This is a genomic window from Pedobacter sp. FW305-3-2-15-E-R2A2 (assembly GCF_038446955.1).
Taxonomy (GTDB): domain Bacteria; phylum Bacteroidota; class Bacteroidia; order Sphingobacteriales; family Sphingobacteriaceae; genus Pedobacter.
Genome location: NZ_CP151803.1, coordinates 1,254,339 through 1,269,803, shown reverse-complemented (window position 1 = coordinate 1,269,803; position 15,465 = coordinate 1,254,339). Strand labels below are relative to the sequence as shown.

The following is a 15,465-nucleotide window of genomic DNA, read 5'->3' as shown; positions in this document are numbered from 1 at the left end:
GCTACCAGTTGTTTCCGGCCATGATCAGCACCTGACTTTCATTTCCATATTTCATCTCATTGAGGAAGGTTTCCATGCCTTCATCCAGAGGGATCATGGAAATTCCTCTTCGTTCATATTCTTTCTCTAAAGAAGGGGAGACCATTCCGGCGCCTTTCCAGGGCCCCCAATTGATCGACATCACCTTTCCTTTGATCTTTTCTTTTAACGCCCAGGCATACCTGTCCATCACACTGTTCGCCGCAGCATAATCTGTTTGTCCGCGGTTCCCATAAACAGAAGCGATGCTCGAAAACAGGATAACAAATTGTGTATCGGCTTTAAGTTGTTCCGCAAGAACCCTTAAGGGGGTTACTTTGGTTTCAAAAACCCGTTTAAAGGAATCCAGGCTTTTCGCATGAAAGAGCTTATCTTCCAGCAAACCTGCACCATGCACCACCCCGTCAATCCTTCCATACTCCTGATAAACGTTACCGATCAACGCACTTAAACCTTCCTCATCACGAAGGTCCAATGCTTCATAGGATACCGTAGATCCGGTGATTTCCATAGAACTGATCGTTTGCAGGATTTGGTTGTTCTTATAAATCCTTGAAGTCTCGAGTTCAATTTCAGCTGGTTTTTTGAGGTTCCCAAGTTGAATCAGGTGGGTTCTGATCTCTTCTTTAGTTTTCAGGAAGGAGAATTGTTCCAATCCGTTTGTTCTGGGATCAGAGGAACGGCCAACCAGGATATACTGGCAAGGATAATCCTTCGCAAAGCGCATCATCAGCTCCGAAGTAATCCCCTGAGCACCTCCGAGTACCAATACCACGGCCTCCCGATCCAGCTGGATATGGGAATCCCCCAGTCCGGTAATCAATTCTGAAGGGATCAGCTCCAGCGTCTGCCTGCCATCCCCGTTATAAATGACTTCCGAAGGGTCGTCAGGATTTAAAACTTCATTCAGCGCGATGTCCGCAACATGCTTAACCGTTTGTTTTGTGGCCAGGCTGATGACCCTGAACTTAGTGTTTTCATATTCTTTATCCAGGCTTTTAAATAATCCTGAATACCCCTGAAAACGCCTTAAAAGTGTGGCATCTGCCTTTTCCGACATGTGGCCTTTGGTATCAGAAATAACGTATACCCATTTGACCTCTTCCAGGTCCAGCTGTTTGATCAGGGCGATATTGTCGATAATTTCCGTTTGATTCGGAGAAGCGAACATATTGAGGATCACCAATCCCTGGTATCCTTTGAGGTTATCATTTACAGACACAATATCTACCAAGGCACCTTGTTTTTCAAAAGCACGTTTAATGGCGATCGATTGAGGCCCTTCATCATCTGTTACGGCAAAACGCTGTCCTTTAAGGGCGGTAAATTCCGTGTTCAGTAATTCAGATGGCGTCAGTTCAAAACGAAGCCGGGATAAGCTCTCTCCTGAGTTGTCAGCAGCACTTTCTTCAATAATTTTCTGTGCAGCGGTTACCGTCTCCATTCCTTCTGTTTCAATTTCCGAAATCCAGTTAACCAAGCCATTCAGCGTTTTGATGGCTGCAAGTTTCTCCATCAGGTCATCTCCGGCATCTTCGCCTTTACTGAATCCGATTTTAACTTTCAGCTCCCCAATGATCTCCATCCGTTTAATGGAATCGATGCTGAGGTCTGCTTCCAGATCAAGGTCCATACCCAGCATATCCTGAGGATAGCCTGTTTTTTCACTCACGACTAAAAGGATGGCCGATTTGATGTCTGCGGCAGTAAATTTAACCGAAGCAATTGTTGCCGGACTGATGACCGGAGGCTCGGGCTCTGCACTATTTTCTGTTACCGGGCTATTTTCTTTAATCCAGTTGACCAGACCATTTAAGGTCTTAATGGCAGCCAGCTGCTCCATAAAGGTATCTTCATTTTTATCAGCCTGACTAAAGCCGCCAAGCGCTGTACGCAACGCGCCGATAATTTCCATGCGCTTAATCGAATCGATGCTCAGGTCTGCTTCCAGGTCCATTTCCATCCCCAGCATTTCCTGTGGATATCCTGTCTTATCGCTCACAATCTGCATCAGGACCATTTTTACATCGATCTGTATTTTTGCCTGCTTTGCAACAACAGGTTGAACTGTTGTCGTTACCACAGCAGGAATCACATGCTGAGTAACTGGTTCTGCGCTGTGCAATTGTTGGAAAGCCGGCGGTGTTCCTTGCGGAATGGCTTGTCCAAGGAAAGTTAACATGACATCACGTTGTGCCTGAATCATCATTTTCATGCTGTTCAGGTATTCCTGCATCATCAGTTCAGCACCATTGGAGGGGGTGTTGATGATTTCAGTTCTTCCTTCTATATTTTTCATTTTAAGCGGTTCTATGATTGGTAATGCACCATAAGCGGGAAGCTTACCTACAGTAGGGACCGCATGTTGTCCATTAACAGACCATACGGTTGGGCTTTTTTTATACTGTCCGGTTTCATTCAGGTTGAGCAGTTTCCCTTCACGTCCATCAAAAAGTTTCTCCACGTTCAGCGCTCTTCCCGTAGCCATATAGCTGGCGAGGGTACAAAGCAAATGGGTAATTTTATTGTGTCCGTTATCCTCCGCATACAGGAGGAGCTCATCCTTGGCCAGACAGGCTTTTACCAATGAGGTTAATACTTTGCCGGGGCCCACTTCAATAAAGATCCGGGCACCATCAGCATACATTTGCTGTACTTGTTCCACAAACTGAACCGGTTGTACGAGATGGTCAGTAAGCCTTTCTTTTACCGCTTCGGCATTTACCGGATAGACTTCAGCGGTGGTATTTGACCAGACAGGTAAGCTCAGGTCATTAAAATTCACCTGGCTCAGGACCCTTTGATAGTTCTCTTTTGATTTGGCAACGACCGGGCTATGGAAAGCACAGGCAACTTCCAGTGGTCTGAAGGAAACCTTTGCAGCTTTCAATGTCTCTGATAGCTTTTTTATCGCAGGAGTTGTTCCGGCAAGGACCTGCTGTGTTGGAGAATTGAAGTTAACGGCATAAACGTCCGCAACACCGGTAATCCATTTAGACAGGTCTTCCTGACGACCATTTACGGCGATCATTGCTCCGGTATCTTCTCCTACTACAGCATCCAGAATGGATTGGGCACGTTGTTCACTCAGGAACACAAGTTGATCTTCTTCAAAGGCACCAGCAAAACACAAAGCCGGCAACTCTCCGTAACTGTGTCCGGCAACCATATCGGGTACCATTCCAAGTTCTTTCAGGAAATTAGCAAGAGCAAGGTCAACAATGCCCAACAGTGGCTGCGCCATGCGGGTATCCTTAATCCTGTCTTTCTGGGCTTTTAATGAACCTTCATCAAAAACCGCATTTGGGAAGAGTACTTTTTCGTATTCCGGTTTCCCTTTCAGCAGTTTGCGCATAGCCGGAAAGATGACAAAAAGGTCTCTTGCCATATTGATCCGCTGACTGCCCTGTCCGGGGAACATGAAAGCCACCTTTCCATCTTTCTTCCTGGTGATGTAGGTATCTTTACTTTCAATTCCTGATAAGGCCAGGTCAATTTTCATGAGCAGGTCTTCGGGTCTGTCGGCCACAATACTAAGTTGTACCGGTTGATCATTTTCTACAGCCAGGCTATAGGCAATGTCTTTAAGGTCAATATTATCATTCTCGTCCAACAGATTTTTTACGGTAGTCAACCTCGCTTTTGCGGCTTCATAAGTATTCCCTCTGAAGACAAATAATTCTGATGGCCAGGATTTCATGGCAGGAACAAGGTCAGAAACCTGATGGTTGCTTTCTATTACTGCATGAAAGTTCGTTCCGCCAAAACCAAAGGCACTCACCCCTGCATATCTTTTCTCTTCCAGCCACAGTGCAGCTTCGGTATGGAAAGCGAAAGGACTTGTGCTTCCGTTGTAATAGCTGTTCGGTGTTTTAAGGTTGATGGTAGGCGGTTTTATTCCATAATAAGCGGATAAGGTTGCTTTGATCAAACCAGCCAGCCCGGCGGCACATTTCGTATGTCCGATCTGTGTTTTTACGGAGCCCAGGTGAGTCTGGTTGGCAACAGCTCCCGACTGGTTTAACATATCGGTGAGCGCCGTCAGCTCGGTGCGGTCGCCGACAACAGTTCCTGTACCATGGGCCTCTACCAATCCCAACAGAGATGGAGAGATTCCTGCCTGCTCATAAGCACGTTCCAGTGCTTTTACCTGGCCGGATTTCCTTGGTGCAGTTAAGCCGAGGCTCTTGCCATCACTTGAGCCACCAATCCCCTGAATCACCGCGTAGACGGTATCGCCATCTCTTAATGCATCTTCATGCCTTTTTAAGACCAGCATTGCCACCCCTTCACCAAGGGCAATACCATCAGCTTCTGCGTCAAAAGTAGCACACCGTCCTTTGCGGGATAAGGCATGTGTACTGGAGAACATCAAATAGTCATTTATTCCATTGTGCAGGTCGGCTCCACCAGCCAGTACCATATCTGACTTTTCCAGAAATAATTCCTGACAAGCCAGGTCAATCGCTGCAAGAGAGGAAGCACAGGCCGCATCTACGGTAAAGTTGCGTCCGCCAAGGTTCAGCCTGTTGGTGATTCTTCCGGAGATCACATTGGCCAGAATTCCGGGGAAAGAATCTTCCGTCATCTTTGGCAATGCCGCATCCAGCTCTTCCGGCATTTCGCCGAAAACCTGTTTAAAGAAACACCTGAAGCTATAACTGTTGGCGAGGTCATTCCCACCTTCCGCGCCAATGATCACAGATACATTATCGGCGTTAAAGCTGCCTTCTTTATATCCGGCATGTTCCATTGCCTGCCTGGCTACCATGAGGCTCAGCAACTGAGTAGGCTCAATCGCGGCCAGCGACTGTGGAGGGATGCCATACTCCAGAGGATCGAAATCAATTTTAGGAATAAAGCCGCCCCATTTAGAATGGGACATGTCTGCGGCGGTAGATGCAGGGTCATAGTATAATGCTTTATTCCAGCGCTCATCAGGAACTTCGGTTACAGCATCCGTTCCAAGAATGATGTTGCGCCAATATTCTTCTATATTTTTTGCTCCCGGGAAGATACAAGCCATCCCCACAATAGCGACATTTAATGATTTCTCTTTTGCTTCTGGCGGGCTTGATAAAACAGCTTGCTGAATGTGTTGGAAATTACCATCGGCAACTTCCTTATGGAGGTCAAGGATGGAAACAATCTCATTACACATCGATGCAATTTGTCCGATCATATACATACCCAGGTTCAACTGTTCCTGTTCATTGATCGTTACCAGCTCATCTCCTCTGCGTTCAATGCCCTTCGCTGCAATACGCAAACGACCAACATTGAGGGTTTCCAGTTTTGCCCAAATCTCTTTTTTGTCGACCCCCTCTTTTTGAAGTTTTTCCTTTTCCTGATTAAAGAAGGTGGCAAAGGGAGAATTCAGACATCTGGTTTCATGCCCCGGGGCTGTTTCCAGTAAGATGGTATCATTTGATAACCTTGCCTGTTCCTGAAACTGATCCTGAATGGCACCGGTACTTACGGCTTCCCTGGTATAGAGATAAGAAGTCCCCATCAACACCCCTACTTTCACGCCTTTTGCAGCTAATGGAGCTGCCATTACCGCGATAAAAGCAGTAGATAAGCTATCGTGGATACCACCGGCAAAAAACACGCTGATCTGCTCGGGATGGTCTTCTTTTAACAGGCGCTCAATTTGTTTTTCCCAAAGGACCATGCTCGATAAAGGCCCAACATGCCCTCCGCATTCCCTTCCTTCAAAGACAAACCTTTTGGCACCTTCTTTCAGGAACATGTCTAACAAGGATACTGAGGGAACATGTAAAAAGGTTTTTATTCCTAATTTTTCCAAGGGCTTGGCCTGCGAAGGTCTGCCACCAGCGATGAGTACTACAGGTGGCATTTGCGCTTTAATATATTCCATCTGTTCGTCACGCAGTTCCTGCGGTGCGAAACCAAGGATTCCAACGCCCCAAGTCTTGTTTCCCGCCAGTCTTTTCGTTTCAATGATCAGATTTTTTGCCGTTTCCCCCTTTAACAGCGAAAGAGCGATAAAAGGAAGTGCTCCCGCTTCAGCAACAGCATTGGCAAAAGGAGCCACATCGCTCACCCTGGTCATCGGGCCCTGAGCAATGGGATAAGTAATGTTGAGTTCTTTCGAAAGGGCATTACCTGCACTGATCACATTCAATGATTTGGCCTGATTTAAATGACCGTAGACCGCTTCTTCGATCCCAAAGACCAATCTAGCCAGTTTTCGATAACGTGCTTCCAGATCTATGGCCAGGGCAATATCCTGACCCATAGGCAAGAAACTCTTTTCCAGGTCAAAATCCCCGAAATACTTTTCCAGGTCTTTAGCATGCGCATCATTATCTAATGGAGGAGAATTTGGCCTTACGAGCACACGAAAATCACCAATCAGGCGGGTTTCATTTCCGCTGAGTTTTTCGCAAACCTGCTTGATGTCTTTTGGAACTGTACTTTCCGGAAACAAGGCCAGCTGACTATCCAGCACCACTCCTTTTGCACCAGAGGCGATTAAAGCAGCAGCAGTATGGATACCTACACCTCCCTGAACATAGAGGTGTATATTTTTTATTTCTTTAACAATGCGCTGAAAGAGGACGTACGAAGACTCGTAGCCTACTTTTCCGGCACCTTCATTGCCTTTTATAATTATCCCATCCGCACCTTCAGCCTGCGCTTTCCGTGCTTCGTGGACATCATGAACCTGGTAAAACAGCTTTACCTGCTTCGACCTTGTCCTTTTCATGCCATAGGGCAAAATCACCATCGTTACCTGATCAGGCAAAATGATGTCATTCAACTCTTCCGAAACAAGGCAAACGCCAAATTCCATGGAGGATTTTTTTGTTAACTGTTCAAGTGCTTCGCCAGCCCTGTCTTTATCTCTGCCGAGATGGAGTACAGGAAAAGCCTTTGCATTTGATAAAGAGAGTGCGAGATTTACATCGGGCCTTTCAAATGGAGTTATTCCAATAATTAAGGGAGTTTTCATATAGGTTGAGGGGATGATTAGGGATTCAACTTTCGAGCAATTCCATAGATATTGAAAACAATAGCCTATAGAAACAGGATTTTTAATCAGAAAACACCTTGATTTTTATTCAAAGTAGCTCTATATCAAGAAAATCATCGGTTTTTGGTTATTTTTTCAATAGGGATTCCAAAAACACGATGAAAAGCAATAATCCTACGCTTTTATAAGCGCAAAACTACTACTATAATAACGGAGAGCCATAAAATCGTTAAAAATGAACAAAAAGAACAAGCTCAAAGAGATGAGGAACAAGAAAAATAAGCGATAATTTAATAAGTAATTAACGCAAAGCTTAAATAGGAGACAAAACTTCTGTCAGATGACTGGAGAAATATTCCTATTTGTGCTGAAAAATAAAAACTTTGTTAAAAAAAAAGAAGCATTACCATTCAAAGGCTGAAATCTTTCGGGCTGAAGAAGCCCGAAATTTTCTAGGCCTTTTCCTGGAACGCATCTTTTTTTTGAAGAAAAATTACCTGAATTAAGTACCAGAGAGGGCTTTTTAGGAAAATTACTGGCAAAATTCCATGTGATGATTGCATGCAGGATTGCAAAAAAACCGTTGTCCCTTTGAAGACATTCGAGTATTTGCCCTTCAGCAAAGATTCGGGGATGAAAAGAACAACGGTTTTTGAAAATTTCTTCACAAAGGAGAACCCTCCCTCAGAAAAATGTAACACTAAATTACCAGTATTCGTAGGTGATTTCTTTTTTATAATTGCTGACGCTAAAAGTACTCACACTTTTCTCAGGCAGGCCGTTTGCCGAATACTGATAGCTGATGGAATTCCATGACACCGGGTTTCCCTCATAGGTTAACACTTGTTTTATTTTGTTATTTGGATCAAAATAAGCTTTAGCATCAAATTCATAATTATAAGTCTGAGTTCCACTCAAAAGAACCGGATGAATCCATAATAAGCCGTACAAAGGATTTGGATTACTATCATACTTATACTCCAATACCGGCATTTTTGAATTCCCCGGAGCACCACCACCATCCGCAGGTGTCCATCTATTTCTATATTCACTATAAAGATTTTTGAAATCAATCTGGTCATTAAAATAAGAATAGGTATGAAGACTTCCATTATCAAACTGGTAGTCGGTAACAGGCAAATCTGACCGCCTATCTACCGGTTGAATGAAAATCTTAGAAAGTTTTCTATTGGTGTAGTTTGGGCTGATCGTTGCAACAAGGTTGGCATCCACCGCAGCGGCACCTTCATAGTGCAAGATCTGGGTCAATACACGATCGGCATACTTATAACTGAAATAATGTTCAGGGACCTGATTCAAATACTGTCTGGATGTTTCCAGATTTCCATCCTTATCATAAAAGAATTCTACCCTCTCCTGATTTATACCATCATTGTTAAAACTGATGGATTTAAGCTTAGGTAAAGCTTCTGATTTTCGGTCTTTCTTACAGGACGATATACTTAAAATTATCATCAGGAATAGACAGATTAATTTTGTTGAGATTGTTAATGCATTCATACCAAGTTAAATTGTTGATTCTAATTTAAATACAAAGATTAGAAAAAAACAAGCCTTCGGCACTTATTTAAGTAACAATGTTTTGGTTAAAAAATCAATTTATTTACACTGTGAATCAAATAGTTACATGTAAATAAATTTTATTACAATCATTTTAAAAACAGAATATAAAATTACCGGAAAAACACGCTGGCTCTCTTCTGAATTTAAACCAGGTAAAAGCTTAAATCTCATTATGTACAGAATTTCAGGTGATGATTGCATGCAGGATTTCAAAAAAACCGTTGTCGCTTTGAAGACATTCGAATATTTGCCCTTCAGCAAAGATTCGGGGATGAAAAGAACAACGGTTTTTTGAAAATTTCTTCACAGAGAAGAACTACATTATGGAGTATTAATTGATCTTATTGACCGCTAAATTGTCATAGTAGATATAATCCGTTGTGCTGGTTTTCCAGTAATCCTGACTTCCTCCCCTGAAAGTATGGAAGGTCAGGTTATTGATCAGCCTTTTGCTGTCGTTGGTAGTCCAGCGGATATCCGTGTCCAGAATTGTTGTGCCGTTAATGATGATCTGTGCACGACCATTGGTGCTGGATCCGGTATTGCTCTTGATGTACATGTGAACATGATACCATACTCCCTTCTGAAGTGCTCCCGATGCAGGAAAACGTTGAGTATAGGTATCCCCATATTCTGTTGGCTGATCTTTATGATACACATAGGGTTGAAAAAACACCCGGTTTGGATTGCTATCTGGAGAATACCACATTAACCTTAAACTACCACCATTGCCATCCCAGCCTGGATCTCCTCCTGTGTTTCCCTCACCAACGGAAAATCCGAATCCGATTTTCCCTCCCCTGCTGAAGTTAAACTGACTGTGAAATTTCACATCGAAATCCAGTTCATAGGCGCTGCCATCAGTGATGTCAACATTCGTGACCATCCCACCGGCACCAGAGAGTTGATTAGGCAGTAAAGTAACTCTCAGTCCATTGGTTCCATCTTTACCATTAGTAATGAAGGCCCGGGACTCCTGCCAGCCGGAAACATTCCCAAAGTCGGAGGAAGCTTGTGAAGAAGTATAGGTAGATCCATTGGTTCGGTTTTCCCAGGTCAGGTTAAGCGAAGGCGAAACTGCGGCTGCACTAAGTGCTGCGCTTTTCTGGTTGACACTGATCTGTTCCTGATTTTCTGCTATCCCTTTAGTATCCTTCTTACAGGAAGTGACCGCCAATACGGCCAACAGTAAAATGCCTGCAGTAAATTGAAATTGTTTGGTTGGATTTTTCATTGCTTCGTTTTTAGGGTTTATGATTTGGTTGATAAATAAAAACATCTGGTTAAGTAAATTTAACATAGTTTTAGTTTAAAAAACAAACACAAATAACTGTAAAACAATTAGTTACAAAACAATCGATACGCTTTAACCACGAATCTGATTTTGTAAAAAGCACCCTAAAGCAGTCCTCAGGAAAGGGACAGTCCTGATTTAAAAATCAAGGCAATACGGTTACACGACAAGAAATATTTTTTAATTTATTTTATGGGGTTGGCTTTTACACCTTCAAAGGTAATTTTGACAGGCTTAATGTATCCATTCGCATCAAATTCCATCCGGTCGATACAAGTAACCCGATGATTTCCGTCTGTTTCCCCAAGAGGCCTTCTATGGTAAACCATGTAGTAATCATTTTTCTGAGGGTGTTTGATTACAGAATGGTGTCCTGCACCGGTAGCGATTTTAGGATCTTGCTGCAGCACTTTACCAATTCTTTTAAATGGACCTAGTGGGGAATCAGAAATGGCATAGGCGACAGAATAATCAGGGCCCGTCCAGCCTCCTTCAGACCACATGAAATAGTATTTGCCATTCCTCATAAACATATAGGGACCTTCTACATAATTGTCCGGAGTAATTTCTTTAAAAACGGTGCCGTCAGGAAAGGGAATAAATCCCGAGAAATCCTGGTTAAGCTTTGCGATGTTGCAATGTTTCCAGCCTCCGTAAATCAGGTAATGCTGTCCGTCTTTATCCTTAAAAACAAACTGATCGATGGGCTGGGCACCATTATAAAATTTATCTACCAATGGCTTTCCCAGGTGATCTTTGAAAGGTCCTTCAGGCCGATCTGCTACACCTACACCAATTCCTCCGATTTCCTGATCGCTTTGAATGTCATTTGCCCCAAACAACAGGTAGTATTTTTTGTCTTTTTTTATGATCGAAGGCGCCCAAACAGCTTTCTTTGCCCATTTAAATCCTGCGGTATCCAATATTCCCGGATGTTTCTTCCAGCTCAGCAGGTCCTTGGAAGAAAAAGCATCCAGAAAAACCTGCTTTTCGTACCGGTCAGAAAAGGTTGGATAAATCCAGTAGGTCTGATCGAATACCGCCCCTTCTGGATCAGCATACCAACCCGGAAAAACCGGATTGCCGGAACTTTTAGCCGGTTTCCAGGACTGCTGACTGTAAACGGAAAGGGTCGAAAAAGACAGAATTGCAAAGGCTAGAATTGAACGCATTGGAATGATATTTTTATATCCTAAAATAGCAATACTTTATCATAAATCCTTATGCTAAACCGTTTTTTTTTATCAAAAGTAATCTTCTGACCTTCTCTCCGCCTCTACCTTCCGGATTTTACACGTTTTCCTTCTGCTTCAGAACTGCTTGAGCGCTGACGGGCACCTTTAATATCTTTACTTCCAAATCGATAAGTACAGGTTAAACGGAACACCTGACTCTCCCATCTTTCATTAACTATGTAGTTTTGTGAAGGAATAGCGCTGGTAATCTGGCTTTTCTGCAATTTAAAGATATCATTAGCAGCAAACTTGATATTCAATTTATTGTCCATAAATGACTTGCTTGCACCAAGGTCGATTCCATACTGAGGCGCAAGCAACAAAGTTCCATAAACCTGTTTCGATTGGTAATAACCCGACCATTCAAATTTGGTGGTGGAGTTCAAGCTGATCGTCTGACTGGTATTCAGGTTAAATGCAGTTCTTCCGCTTTTATAAGGAAGACCCAGCAGATCAGGGGTTTGGAATTTGTTATAATAGACTGTCAGGTTGTTATTACTGCTCCACCATTTCGTAATCTGTACCGGATAACTCATGTTCATGTTATAGGAATCCTGTTTGGCCAGGTTCTGAACGGAAATAAAAATCGTCTTTTTAGTGGTATCCGTTAGCAGAACTTCCGTCATCACATCATTGGTATGGCTATATCCGAAAGTCACATTTAAGCTCTTTTTAAAGGAATAAGAAAACTCAAAGGAATTGGTATACTGAGGTTTCAAAAATGGATTTCCCTGTCTGAAGGAATACAAATCAACATAATAGACAAAAGGATTTAAGGATCCGTAATCCGGACGGTCAATCCGGCGACTGTAAGATAAACCAACCTCATGATCTTTGGAGAGTTCCTGATTGATAAAAATGCTGGGAAAAAGGTTAAGGTAATCTCTTTTCACCACTTTCTGATCTGTTACGGAATTGCCTTTAGAGTTGGTCTGTTCCAGCCTCAGCCCTAACTGTACCGTTGTGCTTTTAAATTTCTTGTTTAAGTTGGCGTAGGCAGCATTGATATTTTCATCGTATAGAAATTGGTTGCTTTTACCGGAATCACTGGCCCACTGGTTGTTATTAAAGTTCTCAAACAGGAAATTGTTGTCTGTTTGCACAAAGCTTGTTTTCAGGCCCAGGTCCAATTTCATCTCTTTATTAACGGGTAAAGTATAGTCGACCTTTCCGCCCCATATTTTTACGATGGAAGGGGAAGCATTCCTGAAAATATAGGCAGGCTTTAAAGGCTGACCTGAAGCATCTTTATACATGTTATTAAAAACGGTGTTCTGCTTTCCGTAATAGCGGGAGTAATCCACATCTGCACTGATTTCCTGACCAAGGGTATCCAATGTTCCTTTGTAATTCAAGTTATAGGTAATCCCGGTGTATTTCCGGGTATTGGTATTTGGTGCAACTACAGACGAATCCGTCTTTCCTGGCTGGTCTCCAATCAGGGTTAGCACATCGGCGGCATCATTTCCATTGGTATAATAACCATTCAGAAAGAAACCAAGGGTATGCTTATCATTTATAAAATAATCGATCCCCGCTTTATAATTCCGGTTGGTTCTTTTGCTCTCTGTATGGCTGGTTTGATCAAAATACGTCGGCTTTGTAGTAGTACCATTTACCCGAACAATATCTGTTTCATTAAAACGCTTATGTAAACCATAATCTATGTTCCCGAAAACATTGAACTTTTTCTCTCTGTGGTTCATGTTCAAGCCACCATTTACTTTATAATTGGAACCATAACCCGCTCCGGCAGAAGCAGTACCATTCGTTCCATAATTTCTATTTTTCTTTAGCTTGATATTGATGATCCCGGAATTCCCTGCCGCATCATATTTAGCAGAAGGATTGGTAATCAACTCGATAGACTGGATTGCGTTCCCTTCTGTAGAACGGAGCAAATTTGCCAGCTGATCCGCTGATAAATACGTTGGTTTTCCATCAAGCATTACATTTACCCCTTGTTTTCCCCTCAAACTGATTTTACCGTCTTTATCTACGGTTACTCCGGGCGCTTTTTGCAAGATCTCCAGCGCTGTATTTCCCGCAGCCAACACACTGTTTTCAATATTCAATACTGTCTTATCGATCTGTCGCTCTATTAGTGGCTTCTGTTTTACGATCTCTACCCCCTTCAACAGCTTTGCATCCGTTGCCAGTTGTACCTGACCAACTTCGTATAGCTTGCGTTCGGCACCAATGGCGTAAGGCCCTTTGAAGGTTTTTTTATAGCCCACTACATAAATGGCAACCAAATACTTTCCAGCATTCAGGCCTTTAAATTCATAAGTTCCATTATCTCCTGTGAGTGTACCTTTTACCGCAGTAGAGTCTTTTGCATTGAGCAGGCTGATGGTCGCATAAGGAAAGGCTTTCTGATCTTCATCCAATACCTTACCGGATATTTCTCCTCTGATCTCCGTTGTTTGCGCTTTTACCGAAGTAAAAAACAGGAAAGCAAGACCTAAACTGAGGAAGAAAGAAGTGTATATTTTCGTTTTCATACAGACATAATTTTGCCACATACGCTTTTAAGCATATCCTGAACGTATGTGAATGGTTGTTAATGATTAGGGGTTATCTGTACATAAGACAAGCTTCTAAAGCAAAACGTTACACAGAAACAGAAAATATTTTGATTATTTTGTAAAAAAGCTGACTAAAGCTAGTCCAGCGTTGTTTTAGCAATCCGGAATCCCTGGTTGCTAAACGATGCATGAGGACTTACCCTTCCAATATCTACAGAATTAAAGAATCCGCAGGAATTCCTGCTGCACCACCAGGATCCTCCACGGGCATGTACTACCTTCCGCTTTTTAGGATCATTCTTTAAACCGCCTTCACAGAACTCAAACACATTTCCATACATATCGTATAATCCGAAAGCATTGGCTTTAAAACCAGCCACCGGCGAAGTATACATATATCCATCCGAAACATCTGCAGTCAGGTGGTCCCGGGCATTCCAGATATTGGCATAAGTCCCGATTTGCTCCTGATCTTCGCCCCAGAAATAGGTACTTTTAGCGCCTGCACGGGAAGCAACCTCCCATTCATCCAAAGTAGGTAACCTTACTTTTGCCCATTTACAATAGGCTTCGGCATCTGCATAGCTGATGCTGGTTACCGGGTGATTCATTTTATTTTCAATTCCTCCTCTTCCTTTTCCATTGGGAAAGCGCCAAAAGGCAGTGCTATCTCTAAGCCATTTGAATTCAGCCAGTCCCGGTTCAAAAACCATCGCATTTCCCAATCGCTCTGCATCGGTTTTATAGCCTGTAGCCCTGACAAATTCCTCAAACTGAAGGTTCGTCATTTCTGTCTTCCCAATATAGAAAGCCGCAAGACTGATCTTTCTTAAAGGGTTGAGCTGATGGGTCTGTCCGCCGATAGAATAGGTCCCCGCAGGAATTTTCACCAAACCACTATCCGGTTGCGCTTTCAGTTTAGAAAATGAAACCGTCACCAGCAGTACACTTACCAACAAACATAAACAGGTTTGGGAGCGCAGCAGAAAAATTGCTTTATTTATGCCCATTGTAAAATGCCGTTGCCCGGTTGATGATCAGTTCTTCATTGGCTTTATTGTGGTCGATAAAACTAAGATAGGTGCTTTTTGAGCCATATAATTTGACAAATGAAGCGGAGGTCATAAAGGGTTTATATTCTCCTTTTTTCATCAGTAACATCAGCACAGTTAAAATATCATAATCTTTCTGGTCGCGCTTATAGGTTTCGATTAAGAAAGGAATGAGCGCTCTTCCATTTACCTGAACAATAGCGGCCTTATAATTTAAGCCAACCCTATTTGTCCGGCTAACAGATGCCTTGATCAATGCCAGTACAGAATCTCTGTTGCTAACGAGAAAATTTTCCTGTCTTTCGCTCCAGGCAGCTTCGTCAAAAGCATCAGGAAGATTTCCGAATATTTTTTTATCCTCGTCGAGAATAGGTGGGCTCACGTCGCAATTCTGACTGGAAACTTCTGCATGAATCATGTGGTAAGTAAACTTTTCCCTAAGTGAGAGCGCCATATAAGCTTTATTGCTCAAGCCAGAGATTCCATTATCCCCATCATTTTCCAGGTATACGATTCCGCTAATCAGCTTTTTTACTTTCGCCAATCCATAAGGAGGAATCGTAGTTTTTTGCCGGTATTTATGGTAAGCCTGACTGCTTGCACTGGCTTCTTTCCAGGGAAGTTCTTCCTGCGAAAAAGCAGTAACAGGAACCAATGAGGCCATAAAAACGGCCATTAGAGAGCTATTTATTATTTTCTTAAAGTATAAGCTTGTCATATTGCGTTAAATAGA

7 protein-coding genes are annotated in these 15,465 nt (G+C 42.8%); all 7 read right to left on the bottom strand.

The window, feature by feature from the left end:
* Position 1: 1 nt before the first annotated feature.
* Positions 2–7,018 (bottom strand): SDR family NAD(P)-dependent oxidoreductase, encoded by a 7,017-nt coding sequence (locus AAFF35_RS05270; RefSeq protein ID WP_342331359.1) that lies wholly within the window; start codon positions 7,016–7,018, stop codon positions 2–4.
* A 726-nt stretch (positions 7,019–7,744) separates the two neighbouring features.
* A complete protein-coding gene (locus tag AAFF35_RS05265; RefSeq protein WP_342331358.1) occupies positions 7,745–8,515 on the bottom strand; it encodes a hypothetical protein in 771 nt (256 codons plus the stop codon).
* A gap of 439 nt (positions 8,516–8,954) precedes the next feature.
* Positions 8,955–9,857, bottom strand: coding sequence for a polysaccharide lyase (locus AAFF35_RS05260; RefSeq protein ID WP_342331357.1), 903 nt, complete (start codon positions 9,855–9,857; stop codon positions 8,955–8,957).
* Positions 9,858–10,102: 245 nt separating this feature from the next.
* Positions 10,103–11,089: a glycoside hydrolase family 43 protein gene (locus AAFF35_RS05255; RefSeq protein ID WP_342331356.1), complete on the bottom strand. Its 987-nt coding sequence runs from the start codon at positions 11,087–11,089 to the stop codon at positions 10,103–10,105.
* A 104-nt stretch (positions 11,090–11,193) separates the two neighbouring features.
* Positions 11,194–13,656 (bottom strand): outer membrane beta-barrel protein, encoded by a 2,463-nt coding sequence (locus AAFF35_RS05250; protein WP_342331355.1) that lies wholly within the window; start codon positions 13,654–13,656, stop codon positions 11,194–11,196.
* A 161-nt stretch (positions 13,657–13,817) separates the two neighbouring features.
* The gene (locus tag AAFF35_RS05245) at positions 13,818–14,639 is read right to left on the bottom strand and encodes an SUMF1/EgtB/PvdO family nonheme iron enzyme (protein ID WP_342331354.1); all 822 of its coding nucleotides are present in this window, start codon (positions 14,637–14,639) and stop codon (positions 13,818–13,820) included.
* Positions 14,640–14,676: 37 nt separating this feature from the next.
* Positions 14,677–15,408, bottom strand: coding sequence for a hypothetical protein (locus tag AAFF35_RS05240; RefSeq protein WP_342331353.1), 732 nt, complete (start codon positions 15,406–15,408; stop codon positions 14,677–14,679).
* Positions 15,409–15,465 lie beyond the last annotated feature (57 nt).

Excerpts from the sequence above, each read along its gene's own strand:
- AAFF35_RS05270 (WP_342331359.1), bottom strand. The coding sequence starts at position 7,018 with ATGAAAACTCCCTTAATTATTGGAATAACTCCATTTGAAAGGCCCGAT.
- AAFF35_RS05265 (WP_342331358.1), bottom strand. The coding sequence starts at position 8,515 with ATGATAATTTTAAGTATATCGTCCTGTAAGAAAGACCGAAAATCAGAA.
- AAFF35_RS05260 (WP_342331357.1), bottom strand. The coding sequence starts at position 9,857 with ATGAAAAATCCAACCAAACAATTTCAATTTACTGCAGGCATTTTACTG.
- AAFF35_RS05255 (WP_342331356.1), bottom strand. The coding sequence starts at position 11,089 with ATGCGTTCAATTCTAGCCTTTGCAATTCTGTCTTTTTCGACCCTTTCC.
- AAFF35_RS05250 (WP_342331355.1), bottom strand. The coding sequence starts at position 13,656 with ATGAAAACGAAAATATACACTTCTTTCTTCCTCAGTTTAGGTCTTGCT.
- AAFF35_RS05240 (WP_342331353.1), bottom strand. The coding sequence starts at position 15,408 with ATGGCCGTTTTTATGGCCTCATTGGTTCCTGTTACTGCTTTTTCGCAG.